This window comes from Cereibacter changlensis JA139 (assembly GCF_003034985.1).
Lineage (GTDB): Bacteria > Pseudomonadota > Alphaproteobacteria > Rhodobacterales > Rhodobacteraceae > Cereibacter > Cereibacter changlensis.
The window spans coordinates 72,659-99,419 of sequence record NZ_PZKG01000002.1 but is presented as its reverse complement, the minus strand read 5'-3'; the positions used below and the strand labels follow the sequence as shown (position 1 = coordinate 99,419).

Sequence of the window (26,761 nt, the reverse complement as noted above, 5' to 3'; positions counted from 1 at the left end):
AGCGCCGCGGCGATCCAGGTGTCGCGGGTTCAGACGCGCCAGANCCTTCGGCCCGGCGATCCGGCGCGCCGGCTTCGGCCGAGGCGGCGAAGCCCGCCCGCGTCACCGCCGCCGCCAGCGCCTGCGCCGTCGCGGCGCCCTCCCACAGCACCACCTGCGCCCGGCGGGTCGCCAGATTGGCGCTGGCCGAGATCACCCCCGGCTGCGCCCTTAGCACCCGCTCCACCCGCCCGGTGCAGGAAGCGCAGGTCATGCCCTCCACCGAAAGCGTCAGCGCCTGCTGCCGCGCCGGGTAGCCGGCCTTGGCCACAGCCTCCGTCAGGGCCTCCGGCGTGGCGGGGGCGGCGAAACGGATCTCGGCTGCCTCGTCGGTCAGGCTGACGCGGGCCTCGCTCACCCCCGGCACGGCGGCAAGTGCACGCTCCACCCGCGCCACGCAGGAGGCGCAGCTCATGCCGTCGAGATGCAGGCGCAGGCTGGAGGCGGGGGATACCGGTTGGGAAATGGTCATGGGACTCTCCTTCGTCACCCTACATGGGGTTTCCAGTCACTGGAAGGTCAAGCCCCGTGGCGAAATGTCCTTGCCCCTTGACCTTCCCGCCACTGGAAGCCCCATCTGAAGCGGGACAGCCAGAGGAGCCGCCTATGACCACGCTTTCCATTCCCGACATGAGCTGCGGCCATTGCCGCGCCTCGATCGAGACCGCCCTCGCCGCGATTCCCGGCGCCGGGCCCGTCCGCTTCGACGCCGAGGCCCGCACCGCTCGCGTCGAGGGCGATGCCGCGCCCGAGACCCTGATCGCCGTGCTGGACGGCATCGGATTCCCGGCGACGGTGCTGCGCTGACCGACGGATTGTTTCAGTTTCGTGCAGGTTTGCGCCATTTGCTGCCAAGGCGGTAAGCACGTTGCAGAAATGACGCGGCTGTTACCGCTATCCCGCTTGTGGCCTCTGAAGGCAGGGCCTAGATCGAGCGGACTGTGTCAAGATGTCCCAGCGACAGACACGAAGAGCCAGCACCGGAGCAGTCAAATGGCCACCACCTCGCAGACCCCGCAACCGCAGCAGGGCAGCACCCCGTCTTCCTCGCAGATGACGGGCCAGTCCAGCCCGCAGCAGCCGGGTCAGCAGAAGCCGATCTTCCGCGACTGGGCCTCGATCTGATCCAGATCTGATCCTGCCCTGAACGATCTTGCGCGACGACGGCCAGCGGTTACGCTGGCCTTTTGCATTTCGGGCCGGCGCATGACCGCAATCACCACCATCCGCAATCTCGGCCCGGCAACCGAGGCCGCCTTCGCCCGCGCCGGGATCACCACGGCCGAGGAGATCCACGCTCTGGGGCCGGACGAGGCCTATCGGCGCCTGATGGAAAGCGGCACGCCGCCCCATTTCATCGGTTACTATGTTCTGGTGATGGGGCTGCAGGGTCGGCCCTGGAACGACTGCAAGGGCGCCGAAAAGGCGGCGCTGCGCAAGCGCTTCGACGCGCTGAAGGCCGGAATGCCGAAGGGCCGCTCCGAGCTGGAAGCGGCCCTCGACAGGATCGGGGTGGTGGAGCGGCGGCGCTGAGGCGCGCCGCCCCGGCCGGATCAGCCGACCAGTTCGAGGCCGGAGAAGAAGAAGGCGATCTCTTCCGCGGCGGTTTCCGGCGCGTCCGACCCGTGGACCGAGTTCTCGCCGACCGAGAGGGCGAATTCCTTGCGGATGGTGCCCGCATCGGCGTTGGCCGGGTTGGTCGCGCCCATCACTTCGCGGTTCTTCAGGATCGCGCCTTCGCCTTCCAGCACCTGCACGACCACCGGCTCGGAGGCCATGAACTCGGTCAGCTCGGCGAAGAAGCCGCGCTCGGAGTGGACGGCGTAGAACTTCTGCGCCTGGGCGAGCGACAGGTGGATGCGCTTCTGCGCGACGATGCGCAGGCCGGCATCCTCGAACTTGGCGTTGATCTTGCCGGTCAGGTTGCGGCGGGTGGCGTCGGGCTTGATGATCGAGAGCGTGCGTTCGATGGCCATGAGGCGTCTCCTCGGAGTGGTGAAAACTTGCCCGCGGCCTCTACCATGCGGACTTCTGCGACAAAAGGGCCAATCCGCGCCGCCTGCCCTGCCGGGCTGCGGTTGACATGCGCCGGTGGGTCGGTCAATCACCCGCCATGCTGCGCATCTCAGACATCACCTATTCGGTCGAAGGCCGGCCCCTGCTCGTCGGGGCCTCCGCCACCATTCCCACCGGCCACAAGGTCGGCCTCGTCGGCCGCAACGGCTCCGGCAAGACCACGCTGTTCAAGCTGATCCGCCGCGAGCTGGTGCTGGAGGGCGGCGACATCAGCCTGCCCGCCCGCTCCCGCATCGGCGGCGTGGCGCAGGAGGTGCCGTCATCGTCCACCTCGCTGCTCGACACCGTGCTGCAGGCCGACACCGAGCGCGCTGAGCTCTTGGCGGAGTCGGAAACCGCGCGCGACCCGCACCGGATCGCCGAGATCCAGAACCGGCTCGCCGATATCGACGCCTGGTCGGCGGAGGGCCGCGCCTCGGCCATCCTCAAGGGCCTTGGCTTCGACGCCGAGGCGCAACTGCGTCCCTGTTCCGATTTCTCGGGCGGCTGGCGGATGCGCGTGGCGCTGGCCGGGGTGCTCTTCGCCCAGCCCGACCTGCTGCTGCTCGACGAACCGACCAACTACCTCGATCTCGAGGGCGCGCTCTGGCTGGAAAGCTATCTCGCGAAATATCCGCATACCGTCATCATCATCAGCCACGACCGCGGCCTTCTGAACCGCGCGGTGCAGGGCATCCTGCATCTCGATGCCAAGAAGCTGACCTACTGGAACGGCCCCTACGACCAGTTCGCCCGGCAGATGGCGGAAAAGCGCGCCGTGCTGCAGGCCGAGGCCAAGAAGCAGGACGCCCGCCGCGCCCATCTTCAAAGCTTCGTCGACCGCTTCAAGGCCAAGGCCTCGAAGGCGGTGCAGGCGCAATCCCGCGTGAAGATGCTGGAGAAGATGACCCCGATCACGCCTCCCGAAGAGGCGAAGAAGCAGGTCTTCACCTTCCCCAAGCCGGAAGAGCTGTCGCCGCCTATCATCACCATGGAAGGCGTCTCGGTCGGCTACGACGGCCCGCCGGTGCTGAAGAAGCTGTCGCTGCGCATCGATCAGGACGACCGCATCGCGCTGCTCGGCCGCAACGGCGAGGGCAAGTCGACCCTGTCGAAGCTGCTCGCCGGCAAGCTGGAGCCGCGCGACGGCAAGATGGTCAGCTCCTCGAAGCTGCGCATCGGCTATTTCGCCCAGCATCAGGTCGACGAGCTGCACATCGACGAAACACCCTTGCAGCACATCATGCGGCTGCGCCCGGCCGAGGGCCAACCCCGGCTGCGCGCGCGGCTGGCGGGCTTCGGGCTGATGGCGGATCAGGCGGAGACCGTGGTTGGGCGGCTTTCGGGCGGGCAAAAGGCGCGGCTCTCGCTGCTTCTGGCCACCATCGACGCGCCGCATCTTCTGATCCTCGACGAACCGACCAACCACCTCGACATGGAAAGCCGCGAGGCGCTGGTCGAGGCGCTGACGGAATACTCCGGCGCCGTGGTGCTGGTCAGCCATGACATGCACCTTCTCGGCCTCGTGGCCGACCGGCTCTGGCTGGTGAAGGGCGGCGCCGTGGTGCCCTATACCGAGGATCTGGAGGAATATCGCCGCCAGCTTCTGGCCGGGGACGAGACGCCGAAGGAAAAGCCCGCCGTCGAGAAGCCCAAACGCGCCAGCCGCGACGACATCCTCGCGATGCGCGCCGAAGTGCGCAAATGCGAGGAACGGCTCGACAAACTGAACGTGATGCGCGACCGTCTGGCCAAGAAGCTGGCCGATCCCGAGCTCTACGAGCCGGGACGCGGGTCGGAGGCCGAGACCTGGCAGAAGAAATATGCCGAGGTCATGGAAGGGCTCGACCGGGCCGAGGCGATGTGGCTGAAAGCGCAGGAAAAGCTGGAGACAGCCAGCGCATAAGAGGGACGGATGGTCGAGAGCGCATTCCTGATCACCGCCTTCGCCACCATGTTCGTGGTGGTCGATCCGCCCGGGCTGATCCCGATGTTCATCGCCCTGACGCCGGGCATGACGCGCGAACAGCGCCGCGCCATCGGCCTGCGCGCCTGCGTGGTGGCCATCGGCATCCTCATGGCCTTCGGCCTGCTGGGCGAGGCTCTCCTGGGCTTCATCGGCATCTCGATGTCGGCCTTCCGCATTGCGGGCGGAATCCTTCTGTTCCTGACCGCGCTCGACATGCTCTTCGAGCGGCGCACCCAGCGGCGGCAGGGCCAGACCGCCGAGCACGATCACGACCCGTCGGTGTTCCCGCTGGCGATCCCGCTGATCGCCGGGCCCGGGGCCATCGCTTCGATGATCCTGCTGGTCGGTCAGGCCGATGATCTGGCGGGCGCCGTCGCCGTGCATCTGGTGATGATCGTCACCGTCGCCTCGGCCTTCCTTCTGTTCCTCGTCGCCGGTCCCATCGAGCGTTTCCTCGGCCGCACCGGCAACGTCGTCATCACCCGGCTTCTGGGCATGCTGCTCGCCGCCCTCGCCGTTCAGTTCGTCATTGACGGAATCGTGGGCACCGGCCTGCTGGACTGAGCCGCTCCCGCCCCCCATATTGCCCGGGGCAGAGCGGAGGGCAGGATGGACGGAGACATGATCGGGCGGCTGGGCTATCTCGGCCTGCTCATCGCGGTGCTCGGCGCATGGGTCATCGTGGAGTATCGCGGGCGGCTCGGGGCGGCGATCCGCGCGGGCATGGCCTGGGCGCTGATCTTCGTGGCGGTGCTCGCGGGCTACGGGCTCTGGTCCGACATCCGCGGCGAGCTGATGCCGCAGCAGGCGGTGATGCAGAGCGGCCAGATCGAGATCCCCCGGCCCGCGACGGGCATTTCTACATCACTCTCACCATCGACGGCACGCCTCTTCAGTTCATGGCCGATACTGGCGCCACCTCGGTGGTGCTGTCGCAGGCCGATGCCGAAAAGCTCGGCATCGACATCGACGGCCTTGCCTATGGCGGCGAGGCACGAACGGCCAATGGCATCGTGCGCACCTCGCGGGTGCGGCTCAGCGATGTGACGCTGGGGCCGATCACCGACAACCGGCTCGACGCCTGGGTGAACGAGGGGCCGATGGACGGCTCGCTGCTCGGGATGGATTATCTGCGCCGCTACCGGATCGAGATCGACGGCGACAAGATGATCCTGACCCGCTGAGCCGGGGAACCCGCGCGGCGCAACCGGCGTTGCCTCCTATCGCCGGTCTGCGGCGGTCCTTTGGGAGGAGGCATCGCATGAACCTTTTCGACCCCGGCGGGCACGGATCGCGCCTGCCCTTCGCGCTCTGCATCGCGGCTCTGGCACTGCTGGCCGTCCTGGCGGCGGTGCTCGACCTGCAGCTGATCCTGCCGCACGGCTGAGGCTACTTCTCGGCCTTCTTCTCCCAGCGGCCCGACTCCTCGGACCAGTATTGCGCCGGCAACCCCGCCGCGACGACGGCCTTCCACTGGCCGCGCGCGTGGTTCAGCGCTGCCTCGTCCATCCCGTCGAACAGCACCCAGACCCGTTGCAGCGGTCCGGCTTCCACCGGATCGACCGACGCGCCGTCGAGCAGCATCAGCACCGAGGCGCCGTTGCGGATCGGGCCCTCTCCCAGCAGGATCGGCTGGTCGGCGTCATGCGGCCCGCCCTCCAGCCCGTGCGGCAGGAAGTGATCGTCCGGCCCGCGCCAGAGGGCGTCATCCAGATCGCGCAGCCGAGCCGGATCGGCGCCACGCACCATCGCCCGCCACCCGGCCTGCAGGGCGCGCGGCAGCAATTGCGCCGCCGTCTCCTCCGGCGTGGACCGGGTGAGATGATAGAACATCACGACGCCCATCTGCCCGTCCTAGGCCCGGCTCACTTCTCGAACATGTCGTGGATCAGCCGGTTCAGCGCCATCACGCCCCAGCCGGTCGCGCCCTTGGGCGCCAGCGTGCTGTCGGCCTTCAACAGCGCCGTGCCGGCGATGTCGAGGTGGATCCACGGTGTTTCCGGCTTCACGAAGCGCTGCAGGAACTGCGCCGCCGTGATCGACCCGCCGTCGCGCCCGCAGGAGTTCACCATGTCGGCGATGCGCGACTTCAGCTTGGCGTCATAGCCATCGCCCATCGGCAGCCGCCAGGCCCCCTCGCCCTCCGCCGCCGCGGCCTTCAGGAAGGCGTTGCAGAGCGCGTCGTTGTTCGAAAACACCCCGGTGTTCTCATGCCCCAGCGCCACGATCACAGCGCCGGTGAGGGTGGCCAGATCGATCATGCCGGTCGGCTTGAACCGCTCCTGCGCATACCAGAGCACATCGGCCAGCACCAACCGCCCCTCGGCGTCGGTGTTGATCACCTCGATCGTGTCGCCCTTCATCGAGCGCACCACGTCGCCCGGGCGCTGCGCCTTGCCGTCGGGCATGTTCTCGACGATGCCGACGAGGCCGACGACATTGGCCTTGCACTTGCGCATCGCCAGCGTCCGCATGACCCCCGCGACGACACCGGCGCCGCCCATGTCCATCGTCATCTCTTCCATGCCGGCCGAGGGCTTGATCGAGATGCCGCCGGTGTCGAACACCACGCCCTTGCCGACCAGCGCGAAGGGCGCCTCGCCCTTGGGCCCGCCGTTCCACTGCATCACCACCAGCTTCGAGGGATGCTCCGACCCCTGCCCGACGCCCAGAAGCGCGCGCATCCCGAGTTTCTCCATATCCTCTTCCTCGAGGATCTCGACCTCCAGCCCCAGCTCGTGCATGGCGGCGAGACGGGCGGCGAAATCGAAGGTGGAGAGCACGTTGGCAGGCTCGTTCACCAGATCGCGGGTGAAAAACACGCCCTCGGCCAGCGCCGCCATCGGCGCAGCCTCGGCGGCCACGGCTTCGGGCGACTGGGTCATCAGGGTCACCGGGCCGGGCAGCGGGTGCTCGCCCGACTTGTGCGGCGTGAACTCGTAGGCGCGCATCGCGATGCCGAAGGACAGATCGGCGGTGCGCTGCAGCCCGTCGCTCAGCACCAGCGTCGCGACCTTGCTCAGGCTGCGGCCGATGGCCCCGCCCGCCTTGCGCGCGGTGGCCACGTCGGCGCGGCGGTCGAGCTTCACCAACTGCACCGCGTCGGCCTCGAGCCCGGCGGGGAAGCCCAGCTCCAGCGCCTCACCCTGCTTCAGCTTGCCGAAGGCCTCCGAGGCCGCCGCCCGCTCCAGCGCGCCGCGGGTCAGCTTGTTCAGCCGTTTCGCACCGGCTCCCAGCGCTCCGCCCTCGGCCGCGAAGGCCACGATCCGGCCCTTGGCCGTGGCGAGCTGGTCGAGATCGACATCTTGGAACTGGAGCGGAACGGGATGGGTCATGGATAGGTCTCCGGAGAACAGGACGGACAGCGCGGTTTCGCCGGACGGTAGCGGCTGGCATGCCGCTTGACCAGATATGAGTTTTCCCCGCCCGGGAATTCCGCTAGCGTCCGCCGAAAAGCAAAAGAGGGAGCAGGCCCGCGTGTCGAGATTCGACAGATACATGCTGTCGCAACTGGTTGCGCTGTTCGGCTTCTTTTCGCTGGTGCTGGTGCTGGTCTACTGGATCAACCGCGCCGTCGGACTGTTCGACGACCTGATCTCCGACGGGCAGTCGGCGCTGGTCTTCCTCGAATTCTCGCTCCTGGCGCTGCCCAACGTGATCCGGCTGGTGCTGCCGATCTCGGCCTTCGCCGCCACGGTCTACATCGTGAACCGACTGACGCAGGATTCCGAGCTGGTGGTGATGCAGGCCACCGGCTTTTCCTCCTTCAGGCTGGCGCGGCCGGTGCTCTATTTCGGGCTCATAGTGGCGCTGATGATGCTGATCCTGATGAACGTGCTGGTGCCGCAGAGCCGCGCAACACTGTCGGCCCGGAGCGCCGAGATCTCGCAGAACGTCACCGCGCAATTCCTCAAGGACGGGACCTTCATGCATCCGGCCAAGGGGGTGACGCTCTATATCCGCGAGATCACCGACCTGGGCGAGCTGCGTGACATCTTCCTCGCCGACGACCGCGGCGCGACCGAGCGCACCACCTTCACCGCCCGCAGCGCCATCCTGGCGCGCGGCGACAGCGGGCCCAAGCTGGTGATGTTCTCGGGCATGGCCCAGACCCTGACCCGCGAGGGCGCGCGGCTGGCGGTGACCCGGTTCGAGGATTTCACCTATGATCTCGGCGCGGTGCTCGGCGCCAGCGGGCCGAAACGCCGTGTGATGGAGGAGCTCCCCACCCTCGCCCTGTTCTCGCCCAGCGAGGCCTTGCTGACCGAGACCCGCTCCAGCCGCGCCGAATTCCTCTACGAGGCGCACAGCCGGATCGGCCAGCCCTTCCTCGGGATGGCGGCGGCGCTGGTCGGCTTTGCCGCGCTGCTGCTCGGGGCCTTCAGCCGCTTCGGGCTGTGGCGGCAGATCCTCTTTTCGGTGCTGCTGCTGATCGTGATCCAGATGGTCAACGTCGCGGCCTCCGGCGCCGGGGGCAAGGACGAGGCGCTCTGGCCCTTGGCCTATGCCGCGCCGGCCGTGGGGCTGGTGATCGGCGCGCTGCTCTTGTGGCTGTCGCAACGGCCGCGCCGGCTCGGGCGCGCGGTCCGGGGAGTGGCCGCCGCATGACGCTCGCCTTCTACATCTCGCGCCGCTTCCTGCGCATGTTTCTCGTCGTCTTCCTGATCTTCTTCGGGATCATGATGCTGATCGACATGCTCGACCAGATGCGCCGCTTCGCCGACGAGAACATCAGCCTCGCCCAGGCCGCCGAGCTTTCGGCGATGAGCGTTCCGTCCAGCCTCTACCGCATCCTGCCGCTGATCGTCATCCTCGCCTCGGTGTCCATGTTCCTCGGCCTCGCCCGCAGCAGCGAGCTCGTCGTGGTGCGGGCGGCGGGCCGGTCGGGGCTGCGCTTCCTGATGATCCCGGTGACGACGGCGCTGGCGGTCGGGGCCTTCGCCGTGGCGGTGCTGAACCCGATCGTCGCCGGCACGGCGAAACATTACGAGACGGTGTACAACCGGCTGCAGAATGGCGGCGGCAGCGTGCTGTCGATCAGCGACGAGGGGCTCTGGCTGCGCCAGGGCAGCGATGGCGGCCAGACGGTGATCCATGCCGCGCGCTCCAATCTCGACGGAACCCGGCTCTATGGCGTGACCTTCCTCAGCTACGATCCCGAGGGCATGCTGACCGAGCGGGTCGAGGCCGGGCAGGCGACGCTGGAGAGCGGCTACTGGCAGTTGTCGGAGGCCAAGCGCTGGGACCTTCAGGCCGCGAACCCCGAGGCGACCGCCCGGTCCGAGGGCGCGATGCGGCTCGGTTCCGACCTCACCCGCGACGCGATCCACGACAGCTTCGGCACCCCCTCGGCGATCCCGATTTGGGATCTGCCCGCCTATATCGCCGCGCTGGAGCGGGCCGGCTTCTCCGCCCGCCAGCACCGGGTCTGGCTGCAGATGGAGCTGGCGCTGCCGCTGCTGCTCGCCGCCATGGTGCTGATCGCCGCCGGCTTCACCATGCGCCACGCCCGCTCCGGCAAGACCGGCACCATGGTGCTCTTCGCCCTGCTCGGCGGTTTCGGCATCTTCTTTCTGCGCAACTTCGCCCAGGTCATGGGCGAGAACGGCCAGATCCCCATCGCGCTCGCGGCATGGAGCCCGCCGCTCGCCGCGGTGCTGGGATCGCTCGGCCTGCTACTGCATCTGGAGGATGGCTGATGCCCCGTCCGTTTCGGCCCCTGTTGAGCCTCGCCCTCTGGCTCGCCGTGCTGGCGAGCCCCGTCGCGGCGCAGGATGCCGCCAGCCTGATCGCCGACAGCGTGTCGATCAACGGCGATTCCGTGCTGGTCGCCGAGGGCAATGTAGAGGTGCTCTACCAGGGCCGCCGGCTGACCGCCGAACGCATCGTCTATGACAAGGCCGGCGACAGCCTGACCATCGACGGCCCGATCGTACTGCGGGAGGGCGAGGGCAGCTTCATCCTCGCCGATCAGGCGGCGCTGTCGGCCGATCTGGAAAACGGCGTGCTGACCTCGGCGCGGCTGGTGCTGAACCAGCAGCTGCAGCTCGCCGCCTCGGAGCTGAGCCGGGTGGGCGGGCGCTACACCTCGCTCGGCCGGACAGTCGCCTCCTCCTGCCAGGTCTGCGCCGGCAACCCGACGCCGCTCTGGGAGATCCGGGCGCGGCGCGTGGTGCATGACCAGCTGGAGCGGCAGATCTATTTCGACAGCGCCACCCTGCGCTTCGCCGGCGTGCCGGTGTTCTACGTACCCCGCCTGCGCCTGCCCGACCCGACGCTGAAGCGCACCAGCGGCCTGTTGCGGCCGTCGATCCGCACCACCAGCGGGCTCGGGGCCGGGATCAAGCTGCCGTATTTCCTGACGCTGGGCGACAGCCGCGACCTGACGCTGACGCCCTATGTCACCGCCAAGGGCGGCCGCTCGCTGGACCTGCGCTACCGCGAGGCCTTCAGCTTCGGCTCGATCGAGGTGAACGGCGCCCGGTCGCGCGACGAACTGCGGCCCGACGACAGCCGCGGCTACATCTTCGCCCAGGGCGTCTTCATCCTGCCCCGCGACTTCGACCTGCGCTTCCAGTTCGAGGAGGTCAGCGACTCCGCCTATTACTACGACTACGGCATGGAGGAGAAAGACCGGCTCGACAGCCGGATCGAGATCACCCGCACCCGGCGCAACGAGTTCATCGGGGCGCGGATCATCAACTTCCGCACCCTGCGCGAGGACGAGGACAACGACACCCTGCCCTCGGTGATCGGCGACATGGTCTTCAACCGCCGCTTCAGCGGCGGGCCGCTGGGTGGACAGGGCGGGCTGTCCTTCGAGACCCACAGCCATCACCGCAGCTCCAGCGCGGACATCGACAGCGCCCTCGACAGCGACGAGATCGCCGACGGCCGCGACATGTCGCGGGTCTCGCTCGGGATCGACTGGCGGCGCAACTGGGTGCTGCCCGGCGGTCTCGTCGGCGCGACGCTGGGAGAGGCGCGGGCCGATCTCTACCGGATCGACGATGACGCGACCTTCGGCGGCAGCACCACCCGGCTGCATGCGGCGGGCGCGGTGGAGCTGCGCTGGCCCTGGGTCCGCGGCAGCGCGAGCGGGGCGCAGCATGTGATCGAGCCGGTGGCGCAGCTGGTCTGGTCGCGCGAGCATGACGACGACCTGCCGAACGAGGACTCCGCGCTGGTCGAATTCGACGAGGGCAACCTGTTCTCGCTGAACCGCTTCCCCGGCTCGGACGCGGTGGAGGAAGGCCGGCGGCTGAACCTCGGCGTCTCCTGGACCCGCTACGACCCCGACGGCTGGTCGCTGGGGGCGACGGTCGGCCGGGTGATCCGGCAGGACGACCTCGACCAGTTCAGCAACGCCTCCGGCCTCGACGGCAGCTCCTCGGACTGGCTGGCGGCGGTGCAGGTCTCGCTGGCCTCCGGGCTCACCGCCACCAACCGCGTGCTGATCGACGACAGTTTCGAGATCACCAAGGCCGAATGGCGGCTGGACCTCGCGCGCGAAAACTACGGCCTGTCCTCGAGCTATGTCCGGGTGCTGGCCGACGCCAGCGAGAGCCGGCAGGACAACATCTCGGAGCTGCGGATGGACGGACGCTATGGGCTGACCGACTTCTGGACGGCCAAGGCCACCGGACGCTACGACTTCGAGGCCGACCGGCTGCAACGCGCCGGCCTCGGGATGGAGTTCCGCAACGAATGCCTGAAGCTCGATCTTTCCCTCTCGCGTCGCTTCGCATCCTCGACTAGTGTGAGCCCGGATACGGATTTCGGCCTCTCGGTCGATCTCCTCGGCTTTGGCAGCGGCGCGGAAGCGGGTCCGTCGCGCGTCTGTCGTAGGTAACCGGATGCCCGCCACGCCCCCCGCGTTCCGGCAACGACCGGCAGTGCGATTGACCCACGAGCAGAAACGGCTGACCGACAGATGAAGACCATGACCCTGAAGCGCCTCGCAACCCTGACGGCCATCGGCCTCGTCCTGAGCCCGGTTCTCGGCCCCGTCCTGGGTCCCGTCGCCGCCATCGCGCAGGAGAACCTCTTCGCGCCGCGGCTGATCGTGAACGATCGCGCCATCACCAATTACGAGCTGCAGCAGCGCATCCAGTTCCTGAAACTGCTGCGCGCGCCCGGCGATGCCGAGGAGGCCGCCATGGACGCGCTGATCGAGGACCGGCTGCGGCTGCAGGCGGCCGAGGCCGAGGGCATAGAGGTCACCGAGGAACAGCTGGTCGCCGGCCTGACCGAATTCGCCAGCCGCGCCAACCTTTCGGCCCAGGAGTTCACCAAGGCGATCGGCGAGGTCGGCGTCGCGCCCGAGACCTTCCGCGACTTCGTCGAGGCCGGCATCGTCTGGCGCGAGGTGGTGCGCAAGCGCTACGCCGGCAGCGCCCGCCCGACCCCGGCCGAGATCGACCGCGCCATCGCCAACATGAACCGCACCGCCGCCGTCCGCGTCCTGCTGTCCGAGATAATCATCCCCGCCGAGCCGGGCCGCGAGGCCGAGGCTCTGGCCTTTGCGCGGCAGTTGCAGTCGCAGATCAGCTCCGAGGGCGGTTTCGCCGCCGCGGCGCGCGAATATTCCGCCTCGCCCTCAGGGCAACGCGGGGGCGGCATCGACTGGCTGCCGCTGGCCAACCTGCCGCCCGCGCTCGGGCCCTTGGTGCTGACGCTGAGCCCCGGCCAGGTCTCGGACCCGCTGCCGCTGCCGAATGCCGTGGCGATCTTCCAGCTGCGCGCCATCGAGGAGACCAGCGAGCCCGCGCCGAACGGCGTCGAGGTGGATTACGCCAGCATCGCCCTGCCGAACGACGCGGATGCGCTGCAGACCGCCGCGCGGCTGACCGCCGAGACCGATAGCTGCGACGATCTCTACACTGCCGCCAAGGGCGTGCCGATCCAGCGCGAGACCCGCGCCATGGGTCAGGTGCCGCAGGATGTCGGGCTGGAGCTCGCGCGGCTCGACCCGGGCGAGACCTCGGCCACGCTGGTCAGCGGCGCGGCGCGGCGTTTCCTGATGCTGTGCAGCCGCACCCCGGTCATGGATCCGCCCCCCTCGCGCAACGACATCGGCCAGCAGCTGCTGAACCAGAAGCTCGCCGGCCTCGCCGATGGCTATCTGGCCGACCTGCGCGCCAACGCCATCATCCGCCAGCCGTGAGCAGCCGGGCCCCGGTGGCGCTGACCTGCGGCGAGCCCGCGGGCGTCGGGCCGGAGATCGCGGTGAAGGCGCGGCAGGCGCTGGGAAACCGGCTGCCGCTGTTCTGGATCGGCGATCCGTCGCATCTGCCCGAGGGCAGCGACTACCAGCTGATCGCCGCGCCCTTCGAGGCCGTCGAAGTGCCCGCCGGCGCGCTGCCGGTGCTGTTGCACCGCTTCCCCGATCCCGCGGTCCCCGGCCGGCCCTCGGGCGGCAATGCCGCCGAGGTGGTGGCGGTGATCGCCCGCGCCGTCTCGCTGGTGCAGTCCGGCGCGGCTTCGGCGATCTGCACCGCGCCGATCAACAAGAAGGCGCTGAAGGACGGCGCGGGCTTCGCCTTTCCCGGCCATACCGAATATCTCGCCTCCCTCGCCGGCTGCGAGCGCGTGGTGATGATGCTCGCCTGCCCCGGCCTGCGCGTCGTGCCGGTGACGATCCACATCCCCCTTGCGGATGTGCCCGCCGCCCTGACGCCCGACCTGCTGGAAGCCTCGTTGCGCATCACCCATGCCGCGCTGATCCGCGACTTCGGCGTGGCTGCACCGCGGATCTGGGTGACCGGGCTGAACCCGCATGCAGGGGAAGGCGGTGCGATGGGGGCCGAGGATCTGGCGGTCATCGCCCCGGTGCTGGAGCGGTTGAAGACCGAGGGGATGGACCTCAGCGGGCCGATGCCCGCCGACACCATGTTCCACGCCGCCGCCCGCGCCCGCTACGACTGCGCGGTGGCGATGTATCACGATCAGGCGCTGATCCCGATCAAGACCATCGACTTCGCCGGCGGGGTGAATGTGACGCTGGGTCTGCCCTTCATCCGGACCTCTCCCGACCACGGCACCGCCTTCGACATCGCCGGAAAAGGGCTGGCCGATCCGACCAGCCTGATCGCGGCGCTGGAGATGGCGGCGGAGATGGCCGCGGCGCGGGACTGAAGCGAACGTGAGTGCGGACAGGCCAGGGGGCTTAACGCCCCCGGGACCCCCGTGGGATATTTTTGCCAAGATGAAAGAGGAACGTGCCATGGCTGCCATCGACGGTCTGCCGCCGCTGCGCGAGGTGATCAAGACGCATGATCTGGTGGCGAAGAAGCAGCTGGGGCAGAACTTCCTGCTCGATCTGAACCTGACCGCCAAGATCGCCCGGGCGGCGGGCGATCTGACCGGCTCCGATGTGCTCGAGGTCGGTCCCGGCCCCGGCGGCCTGACCCGCGGGCTGCTGGCCGAGGGCGCCCGCCGGGTGCTGGCGGTGGAGAAGGACCCGCGCTGCCTGCCCGCGCTGGCCGAGATCGCCGCCGCCTATCCGGGGCGGCTCGAGGTGGTGAACGAGGATGCGCTGAAGCTGGATGCGGCGGCCCTGCTGACCCCGCCGATCCGCATCGTCGCCAACCTGCCCTACAATGTCGGCACCGAACTGCTGATCCGCTGGCTCACCCCAGCCGTCTGGCCGCCGTTCTGGGAAAGCCTGACCCTGATGTTCCAGAAGGAGGTGGCCGAGCGCATCGTGGCGAAGCCCCGGACCGAGCATTACGGTCGGCTGGCGCTGCTGGCGCAATGGCGCTGCGACGCCCGCATCGTGCTGGTGCTGCCGCCTGAGGCCTTCACCCCGGCGCCCAAGGTGCATTCGGCGGTGGTGCATCTGACCCGGCTGGCCGAGCCGCGCTATCCGGCGGATGAGGCGGTGCTGGGGCGGATCACCGCCATGGCCTTCAACCAGCGCCGCAAGATGCTGCGTTCGAGCCTGAAGGCGATGGGGCCGGATATCGAGGAGAAACTACGCGCGGCAGGCATCGAGCCGACGGCGCGGGCCGAGGAGATCTCGCTGGAGAAGTTCTGCGCACTAGCCCGGGAAGTCGCGGGCTGAATTTGCGCGGGTCGGGGCTCGGGCGGCTCACGTCGAGCGGTGTGCCTGACCTGACGGAGCGGGACAGCGGGGCCGGATTGCGGCCCCGCGTCGGTTCAGCTTTGCACGATCACTCGGCGGCTTCGCGCGGGTCGCCGTTCGGCGCGCCGCCCTCTCCGCCTTCTGAGCTCTCGGCGCTCGGCTTCGGCTTGCGCGGCGCGCGCGGCCGGCGCGGACGCTCGGCCTTCTCGGCGGGCGCCTCGGTTGCGGCGGGTTCGGCTGCGGGGGACTCGGCCGGCGCCGGGGCGGTTTCGGGCTGCGGCGCATCCGGTTGGGCGGCGGGCTGAGCAGCAGGCTGCGGAGCCTCGCTGCGGCGGCGCTGCGGGGCGCGGCCGCGGCTGCGGGTTTCCGGCGTTTCCACCAGACCCGTGTCATCGGCGGTTTCCGAGAGGTCGATCACCTCTGCAGGGCGCTGCGCCTCGTCGGGGCGCTGGTCCTCGTCGGAGCGGTCATCGCGACGTTCGTCACGGCGATCCTCGCGCGGGCGGTCATCACGGCGCTCGCCCCGGGGCTGGTCGTTGCGCGGCCGGTCCTCGCGGGGACGCTCATCCCGGGGGCGCTCGTTGCGCGGCTGGTCGTTGCGGGGCTGCTCGTTGCGCGGGCGGTCGTCGCGCGGGCGCTCGTCACGGCGTTCGCCGCGCGGCTGGTCGTCGCGGGAGCGCTCGCCCCGGGGCTGGTCGTCACGCGGACGCTCATCGCGGGGACGGTCGTCGCGCGGCTGGTCGCCCTGGCGGTCGTCGCGCATCTGCGGCTGGCCGTTCGACGGGTAGCCGCCCTCGGGACGGCGGGTGTCCTGCTGTTCGGCGGCCATCTCGCGCTGCGCCTCGCCCAGCATGCGGGTGTAATGCTCGGCGTGCTGCAGGAAGTTCTCGGCGGCCACGCGGTCGTTCGACAGCTGGGCGTCACGCGCCAGGAACAGGTATTTCTCGATGATCTGCGTCGGCGTGCCGCGCACCTTGCCCTCGGGGCCGGAGCTGTCGAAGACGCGGTTGACCACATTGCCGAGGGTGCGCGGGCGGTTCGACTTCGAACGCGAGCGGGACTTGGAGGATCTCATCTTGTCCTTGTATCCAGATAAACTGGCCTAGCCCGACCGCCTGCAGCTATTCAGTGCTGCTCCCGATCCGTTCACTTCGGATCGAGTCGTGTCGGGCATTTTCGGCTTATGCGCGCGGAGAACGGTCTGGCCATCCCCTCGTCGCGTAGGTCTGAGTAATCATGCTGGACACGGCCTGACAAGGGAAAAATACCGGCGCGGGCGGGATTTCGCGGAAACCGCGACCAATTGCCCGAGGCCGGCGGCGATTCCCCGGCCCTTTTGGCTCAGCCCCGGCGGGCCAGCACCACGCGGTCGCGACCGTCGAGATCGGCCTCGACCCGCAGCCCCGAAAGCCCCGCCGCCGCGAAAAGCGCCGAGACCGCCCGCCCCTGCGTCGGGCCGATCTCCACCAGGAGCCGCCCGCCCGGGGCGAGATACGCCGGCGCGGCGGCGGCGATGGCGCGATAGGCGTCCAGCCCGTCGCCGCCCGGGGTCAGCGCCAGATGCGGCTCCCAGTCGCGCACCTCGGGCGAGAGCCCCGCCATCTCGGCCTCGGCGATATAGGGCGGGTTCGAGACGATCAGGTCGAACTGGCCCTCGACGCCCGCGAACCAGTCGGCGGTCTGGAACCTCGCGCGCCCGGCAAGCCCCAGGGCCTGCGCGTTGCTCTCGGCGACGGCGAGCGCCTCCGGCGAGAGGTCGGTGCCCAACCCGCGCGCGGCGGGGCGTTCGGCGAGCAGGGTCAGCAGGATCGCCCCCGACCCGGTGCCGAGATCGAGCAGCGAGGCGAAGGGCGACTCCAGCGCCGTCTCGATCAGCGTCTCGGTCTCGGGGCGCGGGTCGAGCACGTCGCGGGTGACGCGGAAGCTGCGGCCCCAGAACAGCCGCGTGCCGGTGATCTGCGACACCGGCTGGCGCGCCTCGCGCGCCGCCAGCGCCGCCTCGAACCGCGCAGCGGCCTCGGGGGCCAGCAGGTCCTGCAGGTGGAGGGTCAGGCGGTCGGGCTCGATGTGCAGCGCATGGGCGAGAAGGCGGCGGGCGTCGCGGGCGGGTTCGCCGATCCCGGCCCCCGCCAGCCGCAGGATCGCGGCCCGGAGCGCCGCCTGCCCCGTCATGCTTCCATCTCGGCCAGCTTCGCCGCCTGATCGTGGGCCGCCAGCGCCTGCACCACTTCCGAAAGATCCCCGGCCATGATCTGCGGCAGGGCATAGAGCGTCAGGTTGATGCGGTGGTCGGTCAACCTTCCTTGCGGGAAGTTGTAGGTGCGGATGCGCTCGCTGCGGTCGCCCGAACCCACCTGCGACTTGCGGTCGGCCGAGCGCGCCTCGTCCACCCGCTGCCGCTCCAGATCGTAGAGCCGGGCGCGCAGCACCTGCATGGCGATCTCGCGGTTGCGGTGCTGCGACTTTTCCGAGGAGGTGACGATGAGCCCGGTCGGCAGATGGGTGATCCGCACCGCCGAGTCGGTGGTGTTCACATGCTGCCCGCCGGCGCCCGAAGACCGCATCGTGTCGATGCGGATGTCGGAGGCCGGGATTTCCAGCTCCACCGCCTCGGCCTCGGGCAGGACGGCGACGGTGGCGGCGGAGGTATGGATGCGGCCCTGCGCCTCGGTCTCGGGCACGCGCTGCACCCGGTGCACGCCGGATTCGTATTTCAGCCGGGCAAAGACCCCCTCGCCCTCGACATGCGCCGTCACCTCGCGGATGCCGCCAAGATCGCTCTGCTGCAATTCGAGGATCTCGAAGCGCCAGCCTTGCGTCTCGGCGAAGCGCTGGTACATGCGCAGCAGGTCCCCGGCGAAAAGCGCCGCTTCCTCGCCCCCGGTGCCGGGCCGGATCTCCAGGATGGCGGGCCGGGCGTCGGCGGCGTCCTTGGGCAGGAGAGCCACGCGCAGCGCCTGCTCCATCGCCGGGATGCGCGCCTTCAGCAGCGGGATCTCGTCTTCCGCCAGCCCGCGCATCTCGGGGTCCTTCAGCATCGCTTCGGCCTCGGCCAGATCGTCCAGCGCCTGCTGATAGGCGCGGATCTCGCTGACCACCGGCTTCAGCTCGGAATATTCGCGGCTGAGCGCGGCGATCTCGGCCGGAGGGGCGCCAGAGGACAGCTTCGCCTCGAGGAACTCGAAACGGCGGATGATCTGGAGGAGTTTGTCCATCGGCAGCATGGCGCGGGTTTGGCGCAGCGCGGCGGGCCGGTCAAGGGGCTGCGAGGCCGGAGCGGCGGGCGGCGCCGCCTCTGGCGGGTCCTGACGGGCCCGCCAGGGCATTCAAACGTCAGCGCGACAGCTCGGACAGCCAGGCGTCGACCAGCTGGCGGTTCACCCCCATGTCGCCCTTGCCGAAGCGCGAGCGGGCGTAGAGGCTGAGGCTGGTGCCCCCCGCCTCGGTCGGGGCCAGCCAGACCGAGGTGTAATCCGGGAAGCCCCAGAGCGCCGAACGGGTGACCCAGGTCTTGTGGAAGCCCTCGCCGGCCAGCAGCGCGGTGCGCGGGGTGGCGGCGGCGACCGCCTCCAGCTTCGCCGCGATCTGGTCGGGCGGCAGGTCGAAGAGCACCGGCTCCATGTCGCCGCCGGGGGCGATCAGCCAGCTGTTGAGCTTGCTGTGCGCGGTCACCGTCTGCGGATCGACGTGCCAATCGGGCGCGTCGCTGGGCGCGGCCCGGACATAGAGGGCAAAGCCCAGCACCAGCAGCGCCAGCGCAATCAGCACATAGAACATCCGTTTCATCCCCGCCTTTTCCAACCGTAGAGACAGATCAACTCGTAGGCCACATGTGCGCCCGCAATCGCCGTGGCGCCAGTGGTGTCATAGGGGGGCGACACTTCGACCACATCGCCGCCGACGAGGTTGATCCCCGCCAGATCGCGCAGGATCGCCGCCGCCTGCCACGAGGCGAGCCCGCCCCAGACCGGCGTGCCGGTCCCGGGCGCGAAGGCCGGGTCGAGCGCGTCGATGTCGAAGGTCAGGTAGGTCGGGTTGTCGCCGACGATGGCCTTCGCCTTGGCGACGACGGCCGCCACGCCCGCCTCATGCACCTCGCGCGCGTCGATCATGTGCATGCCGAGGTAGTCGTCGCAATGGGTGCGGATGCCGATCTGCACCGAACGCGCCGGGTCGACGTAGCCCAGCTTCACCGCCTTGTACATCATCGTGCCATGGTCGATGCGGCTGAAGTCGTCATCCTGCCAGAGGTCGGAATGCGCGTCGAACTGGATCACCGAGATCGGGCCGAACTTCTCGGCATAGGCCTTCAGGATCGGCAGGGTGATGTAATGATCGCCCCCCAGCGTCACCGTCCCCGCCCCGGCTTGCAGGATACCGCGGATATGCGCCGTCAGCGTCTCGGGAAAATCGGCCACCTTGGCATAGTCGAAGGCCAGATCGCCGTAGTCGATCACCGACATCTCTTCCAGCGGATCGAAGCCCCAGCCATAGGGCGGATCGTAGGGCTGCAAGGACGAGGCCTCGCGGATCGCGCGCGGGCCAAAGCGGGTTCCGGTGCGATGCGTCACCGCCTGATCGAAGGGCACGCCGGTCACCGCCAGATCGACGCCGGTCAGATCCTTGGTGTAGCTGCGCCGAAGAAAGCTCGTCGCGCCGCCGAAGGCATTCTCGAAGGCATAGCCGCGCAGGCCCTTGCGGGTGAAGGCGGTATCGACCTCGTTCTTCGCATCTTCCAGAGCCATCAGCCTAGTCTCACCTTCTCGCGGATCAGGGCGTCCGTCACCTGACGGATCGCGGTTTCAAGCATGTCGCCCACCAGCTCCACATCGCTGGCGGTCAGGGTCAGCGGCGGCGACATGACGTTCAGATGGCCCAGAGGGCGCACGATCAGCCCCATCGCCTCGCAGGCATCGGCGATGCGGGTGCCCACGTCCAGATCGTCCGGCAACAGCCGCTTCGTCGCCTTGTCGGCCACGTTCTCGACGCAGATCATCAGCTTACGGCCCCGCACCTCGCCCACCAGCGGCAGGGCCTCCAGCGCGTGCATCCGTTCCTCGAACAGGGCGCCCACCCGCATGGCATTGCCCAGGAGATCCTCGCGCTCGATGATCTCGATGTTCTTCAGCGCCGCGGCGCAGGCGACCGGATGGCCGGAATAGGTGAAGCCCGAGGTGAACCAGCGTGACCCGTCCTCGGCCATCGCTCCCCAGATCCGGTCGGAAAATATCATCGCGCCCAAGGGGATATAGCCCGACGTCAATCCTTTGGCGCAGGTGATGATGTCGGGCTCCACCCCGAATTCCTCCAGCGAGGCGAACCAGTGGCCGATGCGCCCGAAGGCCGTCACCACCTCGTCGGCGATGAACAGGATGTCATGCCGCCGGCAGACCTGCCACATGCGGTGGAGGTAATCCTTCGGCGGCACGATCACCCCGCCCGAGGCCTGGATCGGCTCGGCGAAGAAGCCGCCGATGTTGCCCGCGCCGACCCGGTCGATCAGCGCCTCGAACTCGGCCACCAGATGGTCGCAGAAGGCCGCCTCGTCCATCCCCTCCGGCGCGCGGTAGAGATAGGGCGCGGACAGATGGTGGATGCCATCCTCTTTGTAGCGGAATTGCGGCACCCGGTCGCCGTTGCGCTTGCCGATGCTCTGCGACAGATAGGTCGAGCCGTGATAGCTCGCCTCGCGCGCCACCAGCTGCACCTTGTCGGGACGGCCCATGCAGGTCTGATAGAAGGCCACCATCCGCGCGGCGGTATCGACGGCGGTGGAGCCGCCGGTGGTGAAATGCACCCGGTTCAGATCGCCCGGCGCAAGGCTCGCCAGCTTGCCCGCCAGCCGGGCCGAAGGATCGTTGGTATTGTCGACGAAGCTGTTGGAAAAGCCCAGTTTCAGCGCCTGCGCGGCGATGGCGTCGGCCATCTCCTGCCGCCCCAAGCCGATGTTGGTGCACCACATGCCGCCGACCGCATCGAAATACTGCCGCCCCTCGGTGTCCCACAGAAGACAGCCCTCGCCACGCTCGATGACCATGGAGCCCTTGGCCTCGAACGGGCCGAAGTTGGTCCAGGGGTGCAGCGCATGGGCGCGGTCCAGTTCCCAGGTGGAGACATTCGAGAGCGTCATGAAAGGCCTGTCCGTTGTTGCGACGCGGGGCAGTCTAGCCGACGCATTGCCGAACGCCAGCCCGCATCGGCGGGGAGGTCCCCGCCTGCAGGCTGGCAATCGACGGAGGGCGGCTCAGCGCAGCGGCTGCGCCCGTTCGACCAGCCGGGCGAAGAAGCTGGCCCCGATCGGCGCCGCCTCGTCGTTGAAATCATAGGCCGGATGGTGCAGCCCCGCCCCCGGCCCGATCCCCATGAAGAGATAGGCCCCCGGCCGCGCTTCCAGCATGTAGGCGAAATCCTCCGACCCCATCTCGCGGTTGGCGCGCGCATCGACCGCCTCGGCGCCGGAGACCTCCCGCGCCACCTCGGCGGCGAACTCGGTCTCTTCGGGGTGGTTCACCGTGGGCGGATAGCCCAGCTGATAGTCGATCCGCGCCTCGACCCCATAGGCCGCGGCATGGCCCTCGACGATCTCGCGGAACCGCTTTTCGGCCAGCTTGCGCACCTCGGGGGTGAAGCTGCGGATCGTGGCGCAGAACCACGCCTCCTCGGGGATGATGTTCGAGGCCGTGCCGGAATGCACCTGCGTCACCGACAGCACCAGCTCGTCCAGCGCATAGAGGTTGCGGCTGATGATGGTCTGCAACGCCCCCACCATGCCGCACATGGCCACCACCGGATCGACCGTCTCATGCGGCGTGGCGCCATGCCCGCCCTTGCCGGTCAGATAGACATAGGCCGTGTCCACCGCCGCCATCAGCGGCCCCGGCGTGGTGATGAACTTGCCCAGCGGGATGTTCGGCGCATTGTGGATGCCGTAGACCTGGGTGACGCCGAAGCGGTCCATCACCCCTTCCTTCACCATGATCTCGCCGCCGCCGCCATCCTCCTCGGCCGGCTGGAACATCAGCGCCACGCGACCGGCGAAGTTGCGGGTCTCGGCCAGGTATTTCGCGGCGCCGAGCAGCATGGTCACATGCCCGTCATGGCCGCAGGCATGCATCCGCCCCTGCACGGTCGAGGCATGCTCCGCCCCGGTGATCTCCTCGATCGGCAGCGCATCCATGTCGGCGCGCAGCCCGATGGTCGGGCCCGCGCCCTGCCCGTTGATGATGGCGACGATGCCCGAGGTCGCGATTCCCTCGTGGACCTCGTCCACCCCGAACTCGCGCAGCCGCTCGGCGATGAAGCCCGCCGTGGCGTGGCAATCGAATTCCAGCTCGGGATGCTGGTGCAGATAGCGGCGCCACCCTGTCATCTCGGCCGAGTAGTCGGCGATACGGTTCAGAACGGGCATGGTGGACTCCTGCAGGCTGTCGATGGCAAGACCGCAACAGACCCGAAAACCGGAAGGCCCGCAATGCCAGATCTGCCCCGCATCGCCCCGCTTGACCCAGCGTCCTCCGCCGCGCTGATCGCCGATCCCGAGGGCGGCCTGCCGCGCCTTCTGGAGATCATGCGCCGCCTGCGCGACCCCGCCACCGGCTGCCCCTGGGACATCGAGCAGGACTTCGCCAGCATCGCGCCCTACACCATCGAAGAGGCGCATGAGGTGGCCGACGCGATCCAGCGCGAGGCCTGGGACGAGCTGGAAGGCGAGCTGGGCGATCTGCTGCTCCAGACCGTCTATCACGCGCAGATGGGGGCCGAGGCCGGGCTCTTCGACTTCGGCTCCGTCACCCGGGCCATCGCCGAAAAGATGGTCGCCCGCCATCCGCATGTCTTCGGCACAGAGTCGCGGGAAAAATCCTCCGACCAGCAGACCGCCGATTGGGAACGGATCAAGGCGGCGGAGCGCGCGGGCAAGGCGCAGGACCGCGTGCTCGACGGCGTGGCGCTGGGGCTTCCGGCGCTCACCCGCGCGGTGAAGCTGCAAAAGCGCGCCGCCCGCGTCGGCTTCGACTGGCCCTCCACCGACGAGGTGCTGGACAAGCTGATCGAGGAATCGCGCGAGCTGGTCGAGGCCCGCGACACTCTGACCCAGACCGAGGTCGAGGAGGAGTTCGGTGACCTGATGTTCGTCATGGCCAATCTCGCGCGGCACATGAAGGTCGATCCGGAAACCGCTCTGCGGGCGGCAAATTCCAAGTTCACCCGGCGCTTCGCCCGCATCGAGGACTGGCTGGCCGAAACCGGCCGCAGCCCCGCCGACAGCGATCTGGCCGAGATGGACGATCTGTGGAATCGCGCCAAGGCCGAGGACAAGGCGGGGCTCAAAAAGCCGCAAGACGGTTGACTTGAGTAAAACGCTCGGGAATAAAACGGCCATATTCCGAGTAGAGGACTCAACAATGATCCGCACCAGCCTTCTCGCGCTCGCCCTCGGCAGCACCGCCCTTCCCGTGCTCGCCGAAGAAGTGAACATCTATTCCCACCGCCAGCCCGAGCTGATCCAGCCGCTGATCGACGCCTTCACCGCCGAGACCGGCATCGACGTGAACATCGCCTTCGTCGACAAGGGCATGGTCGAGCGGCTGCAGGCCGAGGGCGACCGTTCGCCCGCCGATCTGGTGCTGACCGTCGACATCGCCCGGCTGATGCAGGTGGTCGATGCCGGCGTCACCCAGCCGGTGCAGTCCGAGGTGCTGGAAGCCAACATTCCCGCCGAATTCCGCGATCCGGACGACCGCTGGTTCGGCCTGACCACCCGCGCCCGCATCGTCTACGCCAGCAAGGAGCGCGTGGCCGATGGCGAGGTGACCACCTACGAGGATCTGGCCTCGGACAAGTGGAAGGGCCGCATCTGCACCCGCTCGGGCACCAACGACTACAATGTGGCGCTGCTCGGCGCGGTCATCGCGCATGACGGGCTGGAGAAGGCGAAGACCTGGGTCGAAGGCCTGAAGGCCAATCTCGCCAAGAAGCCCGACGGCGGCGACCGCGATCAGGTGAAATCGATCTGGGCCGGCGAATGCGACATCAGCCTCGGGAACACCTATTACATGGGCCAGATGGTGAACGACCCCGAGCAGAAGGAATGGGCCGACTCGGTGCGGATCGTTTTCCCGACCTTCGAAGCCGGCGGCACCCACATGAACGTCTCGGGCGTGGCGATGACCAAGTCGGCCCCGAACAAGGAAGCCGCGCTGAAGCTGATGGAGTTCCTCTCCTCCGACGAGGCGCAGCACATCTATGCCGAGACCAACCACGAGTTCCCGGTGAAGCCGGGCGTCGAGCGCTCGGAGCTGGTGGCGAGCTGGGGCGAGTTCACCCCCGACACGCTCAACCTGATGGAGGTCGCGGCGCAGCGCGCCGACGCGCTGAAGCTGATGGAAGAAGTCGACTTCGACGGCTGATCCGGCCTGTCACGAAGACCGGGAAAGGAGGGCTCAGGCCCTCCTTTTCGCATGGACAACCCCGACGGCTTGGGGTTTTGTGCTCAGCCTAAGGAGGAGCAGTCCATGCCGGCACCGCGCAAGATCATCATCGACACCGATCCCGGTCAGGACGACGCCGTGGCCATCCTGCTGGCCTTGGCCAGCCCGGAGGACATGACCGTGCTCGGCATCACCGCCGTGGCGGGCAACGTGCCGCTGGAGCTGACGCAGAAAAACGTCCGCATCATCTGCGAACTGGCCGGCCGCTGGGACATGCAGGTCTTCGCCGGCTGCGACGCGCCCTTGGCCCGCGCCCTCGTCACCGCCGAACATGTGCATGGCAAGACCGGCCTCGACGGCCCGGTGCTGCCCGAGCCGGTGATGGCGCTGCAGGAGCAGCACGCGGTCGACTTCCTGATCGAGACCCTGCGCCGCGAGCCCGAAGGCGCCGTCACCCTCTGCGCCCTTGGGCCGCTGACCAACATCGCCACCGCCTTCGACAGCGCCCCGACATCATCGGCCGGGTGAAGGAGATCGTGCTGAGTGGGGGGGGCCTATTTCGAGGTGGGCAACATCACCCCCGCCGCCGAGTTCAACATCTACGTCGACCCCGAGGCGGCGGAGATCGTGTTCGGCTCCGGCGTGCCGCTGGTGGTGCTGCCGCTCGACGTCACCCACCGCGCCCTCACCACCTCCGAACGGGTCGAGGCCTTCCGCGCCATGCGGACCGAGGTCGGGAACATGGTCGCCGAATGGACTGATTTCTTCGAACGCTACGACAAGATGAAATACGGCGCCGATGGCGCGCCGCTGCACGACCCCTGCGTCATCGCCTGGCTGATCCGGCCCGAGCTGTTCTCCGGCCGCCACATCAACGTCGAGATCGAGACCAAGGGGACCTACACCACCGGCATGACCGTCGCCGACTGGTGGGGCGTGAGCGAGCGCAAGCCCAACGCGCTGTTCATCCGCGACGTCGACGCCGAGGGCTTCTTTACCCTGCTGACCGAACGCATCGCCCGGCTCTGATCCGCGCAGGACGGCCGGGACCATCGGCCGCCCCCGCCGCTCCCCGTAGGGTGGGTTCACCCCATCCCGCGCCCCCGCCGCGCAAGCCGGAGCCTCTCACCCAAACATCACCCCCGCGGCAGGATCACGATGAACCGGCTGCCCTGCCCCAGCTCGCTCTCGATCCGGAACCGGCCCCGGTGGCGGTTGATGATGTGCTTGACGATCGCCAGCCCCAGCCCGGTGCCGCCCTGCTCGCGCGAGCGGTGGCTGTCGACGCGGTAGAAGCGCTCGGTCAGCCGCGGCAGGTGGATCGGGTCGATGCCCTCGCCGCGGTCGACCACCTCGATCCGCACCGCCGGCCCCAGCCGCCCCAGCGCCTGCGGCTCCGGCCCGACCTCGACCGTCACCAGCTTGCCCGGCGCGCCGTATTTCACCGCGTTCTCGATCAGGTTGTGGAACACCTGGGTCAGCTGGTCGGCGTCGCCCGGCAGGAGCAGCGGCCCGGGCTGGCCGGTGCGCTCGATCTGCACCCCGGCGGCCTCGGCCATCGGCCGCAGCGTGGTCGCGGCGCTGTCGATCAGCCCGATGATGTCGAGCCGCCCGGTCGGCCGCAGCCGTTCGTCCGATTCGACCCGACTCAGCGACAAGAGATCGCGCACCAGCCGGTTCATCCGCTCGGCCTCGCGCGCCATGATGCCGAGAAACCGCGCCCGCGCCGCCGGATCGTCGCGGGCATTGCCCTGCAGCGTCTCGATGAAGCCCAGAAGCGCGGTCAGCGGCGTGCGCAGCTCGTGGCTGACATTGGCCACGAAGTCGCGGCGGATCTGGCCCATCTGCTCCTGTTCGGTGATGTCCTCGAAGGCGCAGAGCGCGCCGCCGCGGCCCTCGCCCTCGACCGGCGAGACGGTGACGCGATAGGTGATCTCGCGCGACGGCCCGGTGACGATGTGCCGCGCCTGCCCCGGCTGGCGATGGCGCAGCGTGCCCTCGATCGCGTCAAGCAGGCCCGGCTGCCGCATGGCGAGGATATAGTGCCGCCCGACGATGCCGGCGCCGAACAGCGCCAGCGCCGGCTCGTTCGCGCCGCGGATCCGCTCCGCCGCGTCGATCATCACCAAGGGCATCGGCACGGCCGCCAGCACCGAGCGCGCGAAGTCTGATTCCATGTCCGTC

At 68.9% G+C, this 26,761-nt stretch carries 26 protein-coding genes and 2 pseudogenes; 16 read left to right on the top strand and 12 right to left on the bottom strand.

Features of this window, described 5'->3' with window-relative positions:
• The coding region (locus tag C5F48_RS01245) for a heavy-metal-associated domain-containing protein (protein WP_441302622.1) at positions 1-454 on the bottom strand (454 nt) is incomplete at its 3' end.
• 191 nt (positions 455-645) lie between these two features.
• Here C5F48_RS01245 and C5F48_RS01240 point away from each other — a divergent pair.
• The 3 genes from C5F48_RS01240 to C5F48_RS01235 all read left to right on the top strand — a co-directional run bounded on the left by C5F48_RS01240 (position 646) and on the right by C5F48_RS01235 (position 1,572).
• The gene (locus C5F48_RS01240) at positions 646-846 is read left to right on the top strand and encodes a heavy-metal-associated domain-containing protein (protein WP_107662091.1); all 201 of its coding nucleotides are present in this window, start codon (positions 646-648) and stop codon (positions 844-846) included.
• A 186-nt stretch (positions 847-1,032) separates the two neighbouring features.
• On the top strand, positions 1,033-1,164 hold the full coding sequence (locus tag C5F48_RS25915) for a hypothetical protein (RefSeq protein WP_258186475.1): 132 nt from the start codon (positions 1,033-1,035) through the stop codon (positions 1,162-1,164).
• A gap of 81 nt (positions 1,165-1,245) precedes the next feature.
• Positions 1,246-1,572 carry a TfoX/Sxy family protein gene (locus C5F48_RS01235; RefSeq protein WP_107662090.1) on the top strand — a complete coding sequence of 109 codons (327 nt, stop codon included), beginning with the start codon at positions 1,246-1,248 and terminating at the stop codon, positions 1,570-1,572.
• 20 nt (positions 1,573-1,592) lie between these two features.
• On the opposite strand, the gene ndk is transcribed toward C5F48_RS01235, so the two are convergent.
• The gene (gene ndk, locus C5F48_RS01230) at positions 1,593-2,015 is read right to left on the bottom strand and encodes a nucleoside-diphosphate kinase (RefSeq protein ID WP_107662089.1); all 423 of its coding nucleotides are present in this window, start codon (positions 2,013-2,015) and stop codon (positions 1,593-1,595) included.
• A gap of 137 nt (positions 2,016-2,152) precedes the next feature.
• On the opposite strand from ndk, the gene C5F48_RS01225 reads away from it, so the two are divergent.
• The 4 genes and pseudogenes from C5F48_RS01225 (at position 2,153) to C5F48_RS25910 (ending at position 5,450) form a co-directional block, all read left to right on the top strand.
• Positions 2,153-4,000, top strand: a complete 1,848-nt coding sequence (locus tag C5F48_RS01225; RefSeq protein ID WP_107662088.1) for an ABC-F family ATP-binding cassette domain-containing protein — start codon at positions 2,153-2,155, stop codon at positions 3,998-4,000.
• Between the two features lie 9 nt (positions 4,001-4,009).
• Positions 4,010-4,627 (top strand): MarC family protein, encoded by a 618-nt coding sequence (locus tag C5F48_RS01220; RefSeq protein WP_107662087.1) that lies wholly within the window; start codon positions 4,010-4,012, stop codon positions 4,625-4,627.
• A 45-nt stretch (positions 4,628-4,672) separates the two neighbouring features.
• Positions 4,673-5,247, top strand: a pseudogene (locus C5F48_RS01215) (retropepsin-like aspartic protease family protein).
• A gap of 77 nt (positions 5,248-5,324) precedes the next feature.
• On the top strand, positions 5,325-5,450 hold the full coding sequence (locus C5F48_RS25910) for a hypothetical protein (protein ID WP_258186474.1): 126 nt from the start codon (positions 5,325-5,327) through the stop codon (positions 5,448-5,450).
• Between the two features lie 2 nt (positions 5,451-5,452).
• On the opposite strand, the gene C5F48_RS01210 is transcribed toward C5F48_RS25910, so the two are convergent.
• Positions 5,453-5,908: a DNA polymerase III subunit chi gene (locus C5F48_RS01210; RefSeq protein ID WP_107662086.1), complete on the bottom strand. Its 456-nt coding sequence runs from the start codon at positions 5,906-5,908 to the stop codon at positions 5,453-5,455.
• A gap of 20 nt (positions 5,909-5,928) precedes the next feature.
• Positions 5,929-7,398 (bottom strand): leucyl aminopeptidase, encoded by a 1,470-nt coding sequence (locus C5F48_RS01205; protein WP_107662085.1) that lies wholly within the window; start codon positions 7,396-7,398, stop codon positions 5,929-5,931.
• 142 nt (positions 7,399-7,540) lie between these two features.
• On the opposite strand from C5F48_RS01205, the gene lptF reads away from it, so the two are divergent.
• The 6 genes from lptF to rsmA all read left to right on the top strand — a co-directional run bounded on the left by lptF (position 7,541) and on the right by rsmA (position 15,128).
• Positions 7,541-8,671 (top strand): LPS export ABC transporter permease LptF, encoded by a 1,131-nt coding sequence (gene lptF / locus C5F48_RS01200; RefSeq protein ID WP_107662084.1) that lies wholly within the window; start codon positions 7,541-7,543, stop codon positions 8,669-8,671.
• Positions 8,668-9,762 carry an LPS export ABC transporter permease LptG gene (lptG, locus tag C5F48_RS01195; protein ID WP_107662083.1) on the top strand — a complete coding sequence of 365 codons (1,095 nt, stop codon included), beginning with the start codon at positions 8,668-8,670 and terminating at the stop codon, positions 9,760-9,762. The genes lptF and lptG overlap by 4 nt, the downstream gene beginning before the upstream one ends.
• A complete protein-coding gene (locus C5F48_RS01190; protein WP_107662082.1) occupies positions 9,762-11,915 on the top strand; it encodes an LPS-assembly protein LptD in 2,154 nt (717 codons plus the stop codon). The genes lptG and C5F48_RS01190 overlap by 1 nt, the downstream gene beginning before the upstream one ends.
• A 90-nt stretch (positions 11,916-12,005) precedes the next feature.
• Positions 12,006-13,229, top strand: coding sequence for a peptidylprolyl isomerase (locus tag C5F48_RS01185; RefSeq protein WP_107662094.1), 1,224 nt, complete (start codon positions 12,006-12,008; stop codon positions 13,227-13,229).
• Positions 13,226-14,200, top strand: a complete 975-nt coding sequence (pdxA, locus tag C5F48_RS01180; protein WP_107662081.1) for a 4-hydroxythreonine-4-phosphate dehydrogenase PdxA — start codon at positions 13,226-13,228, stop codon at positions 14,198-14,200. Before C5F48_RS01185 ends, pdxA begins: the two co-directional genes overlap by 4 nt.
• An 88-nt stretch (positions 14,201-14,288) precedes the next feature.
• Positions 14,289-15,128 carry a 16S rRNA (adenine(1518)-N(6)/adenine(1519)-N(6))-dimethyltransferase RsmA gene (rsmA, locus tag C5F48_RS01175; protein WP_107662080.1) on the top strand — a complete coding sequence of 280 codons (840 nt, stop codon included), beginning with the start codon at positions 14,289-14,291 and terminating at the stop codon, positions 15,126-15,128.
• 109 nt (positions 15,129-15,237) lie between these two features.
• On the opposite strand, the gene C5F48_RS01170 is transcribed toward rsmA, so the two are convergent.
• The 7 genes from C5F48_RS01170 to C5F48_RS01140 form a co-directional block, all read right to left on the bottom strand.
• Complete coding sequence (locus C5F48_RS01170) at positions 15,238-16,224, bottom strand: DUF4167 domain-containing protein (protein WP_107662079.1); 987 nt, start codon at positions 16,222-16,224, stop codon at positions 15,238-15,240.
• Between the two features lie 266 nt (positions 16,225-16,490).
• Complete coding sequence (prmC, locus tag C5F48_RS01165) at positions 16,491-17,321, bottom strand: peptide chain release factor N(5)-glutamine methyltransferase (protein ID WP_107662078.1); 831 nt, start codon at positions 17,319-17,321, stop codon at positions 16,491-16,493.
• Positions 17,318-18,373, bottom strand: coding sequence for a peptide chain release factor 1 (gene prfA / locus C5F48_RS01160; protein WP_107662093.1), 1,056 nt, complete (start codon positions 18,371-18,373; stop codon positions 17,318-17,320). The genes prmC and prfA overlap by 4 nt, the downstream gene beginning before the upstream one ends.
• 109 nt (positions 18,374-18,482) lie before the next feature.
• Positions 18,483-18,935, bottom strand: a complete 453-nt coding sequence (locus C5F48_RS01155) for a DUF1499 domain-containing protein (protein ID WP_170139619.1) — start codon at positions 18,933-18,935, stop codon at positions 18,483-18,485.
• Positions 18,932-19,894, bottom strand: coding sequence for an agmatinase (speB, locus tag C5F48_RS01150; protein ID WP_107662076.1), 963 nt, complete (start codon positions 19,892-19,894; stop codon positions 18,932-18,934). The genes C5F48_RS01155 and speB overlap by 4 nt, the downstream gene beginning before the upstream one ends.
• On the bottom strand, positions 19,894-21,279 hold the full coding sequence (locus C5F48_RS01145; protein ID WP_107662075.1) for an aminotransferase: 1,386 nt from the start codon (positions 21,277-21,279) through the stop codon (positions 19,894-19,896). The genes speB and C5F48_RS01145 overlap by 1 nt, the downstream gene beginning before the upstream one ends.
• 114 nt (positions 21,280-21,393) lie before the next feature.
• Positions 21,394-22,557, bottom strand: a complete 1,164-nt coding sequence (locus C5F48_RS01140) for a M20 aminoacylase family protein (RefSeq protein ID WP_107662074.1) — start codon at positions 22,555-22,557, stop codon at positions 21,394-21,396.
• A gap of 63 nt (positions 22,558-22,620) precedes the next feature.
• Here C5F48_RS01140 and mazG point away from each other — a divergent pair, with 63 nt between their 5' ends.
• The 3 genes and pseudogenes from mazG (at position 22,621) to C5F48_RS01125 (ending at position 25,606) form a co-directional block, all read left to right on the top strand.
• Positions 22,621-23,496, top strand: coding sequence for a nucleoside triphosphate pyrophosphohydrolase (mazG, locus tag C5F48_RS01135; RefSeq protein WP_107662073.1), 876 nt, complete (start codon positions 22,621-22,623; stop codon positions 23,494-23,496).
• Between the two features lie 55 nt (positions 23,497-23,551).
• The gene (locus tag C5F48_RS01130; protein ID WP_107662072.1) at positions 23,552-24,556 is read left to right on the top strand and encodes a Fe(3+) ABC transporter substrate-binding protein; all 1,005 of its coding nucleotides are present in this window, start codon (positions 23,552-23,554) and stop codon (positions 24,554-24,556) included.
• 51 nt (positions 24,557-24,607) lie between these two features.
• A pseudogene (locus C5F48_RS01125) lies at positions 24,608-25,606 on the top strand (nucleoside hydrolase).
• A gap of 107 nt (positions 25,607-25,713) precedes the next feature.
• Here C5F48_RS01125 and C5F48_RS01120 read toward each other — a convergent pair.
• Positions 25,714-26,754: a sensor histidine kinase gene (locus tag C5F48_RS01120; RefSeq protein ID WP_107662071.1), complete on the bottom strand. Its 1,041-nt coding sequence runs from the start codon at positions 26,752-26,754 to the stop codon at positions 25,714-25,716.
• Between the last annotated feature and the right edge of the window lie 7 nt (positions 26,755-26,761).

Bases quoted from the DNA above. Each gene is read 5' to 3' on its own strand.
- C5F48_RS01240 (WP_107662091.1), top strand. From the start codon at position 646: ATGACCACGCTTTCCATTCCCGACATGAGCTGCGGCCATTGCCGCGCC.
- C5F48_RS25915 (WP_258186475.1), top strand. From the start codon at position 1,033: ATGGCCACCACCTCGCAGACCCCGCAACCGCAGCAGGGCAGCACCCCG.
- C5F48_RS01235 (WP_107662090.1), top strand. From the start codon at position 1,246: ATGACCGCAATCACCACCATCCGCAATCTCGGCCCGGCAACCGAGGCC.
- ndk (WP_107662089.1), bottom strand. From the start codon at position 2,015: ATGGCCATCGAACGCACGCTCTCGATCATCAAGCCCGACGCCACCCGC.
- C5F48_RS01225 (WP_107662088.1), top strand. From the start codon at position 2,153: ATGCTGCGCATCTCAGACATCACCTATTCGGTCGAAGGCCGGCCCCTG.
- C5F48_RS01220 (WP_107662087.1), top strand. From the start codon at position 4,010: ATGGTCGAGAGCGCATTCCTGATCACCGCCTTCGCCACCATGTTCGTG.
- C5F48_RS25910 (WP_258186474.1), top strand. From the start codon at position 5,325: ATGAACCTTTTCGACCCCGGCGGGCACGGATCGCGCCTGCCCTTCGCG.
- C5F48_RS01210 (WP_107662086.1), bottom strand. From the start codon at position 5,908: ATGGGCGTCGTGATGTTCTATCATCTCACCCGGTCCACGCCGGAGGAG.
- C5F48_RS01205 (WP_107662085.1), bottom strand. From the start codon at position 7,398: ATGACCCATCCCGTTCCGCTCCAGTTCCAAGATGTCGATCTCGACCAG.
- lptG (WP_107662083.1), top strand. From the start codon at position 8,668: ATGACGCTCGCCTTCTACATCTCGCGCCGCTTCCTGCGCATGTTTCTC.
- C5F48_RS01190 (WP_107662082.1), top strand. From the start codon at position 9,762: ATGCCCCGTCCGTTTCGGCCCCTGTTGAGCCTCGCCCTCTGGCTCGCC.
- C5F48_RS01185 (WP_107662094.1), top strand. From the start codon at position 12,006: ATGACCCTGAAGCGCCTCGCAACCCTGACGGCCATCGGCCTCGTCCTG.
- rsmA (WP_107662080.1), top strand. From the start codon at position 14,289: ATGGCTGCCATCGACGGTCTGCCGCCGCTGCGCGAGGTGATCAAGACG.
- C5F48_RS01170 (WP_107662079.1), bottom strand. From the start codon at position 16,224: ATGAGATCCTCCAAGTCCCGCTCGCGTTCGAAGTCGAACCGCCCGCGC.
- prmC (WP_107662078.1), bottom strand. From the start codon at position 17,321: ATGACGGGGCAGGCGGCGCTCCGGGCCGCGATCCTGCGGCTGGCGGGG.
- prfA (WP_107662093.1), bottom strand. From the start codon at position 18,373: ATGCTGCCGATGGACAAACTCCTCCAGATCATCCGCCGTTTCGAGTTC.
- C5F48_RS01155 (WP_170139619.1), bottom strand. From the start codon at position 18,935: ATGAAACGGATGTTCTATGTGCTGATTGCGCTGGCGCTGCTGGTGCTG.
- speB (WP_107662076.1), bottom strand. From the start codon at position 19,894: ATGGCTCTGGAAGATGCGAAGAACGAGGTCGATACCGCCTTCACCCGC.
- C5F48_RS01145 (WP_107662075.1), bottom strand. From the start codon at position 21,279: ATGACGCTCTCGAATGTCTCCACCTGGGAACTGGACCGCGCCCATGCG.
- C5F48_RS01140 (WP_107662074.1), bottom strand. From the start codon at position 22,557: ATGCCCGTTCTGAACCGTATCGCCGACTACTCGGCCGAGATGACAGGG.
- mazG (WP_107662073.1), top strand. From the start codon at position 22,621: ATGCCAGATCTGCCCCGCATCGCCCCGCTTGACCCAGCGTCCTCCGCC.
- C5F48_RS01130 (WP_107662072.1), top strand. From the start codon at position 23,552: ATGATCCGCACCAGCCTTCTCGCGCTCGCCCTCGGCAGCACCGCCCTT.
- C5F48_RS01120 (WP_107662071.1), bottom strand. From the start codon at position 26,754: ATGGAATCAGACTTCGCGCGCTCGGTGCTGGCGGCCGTGCCGATGCCC.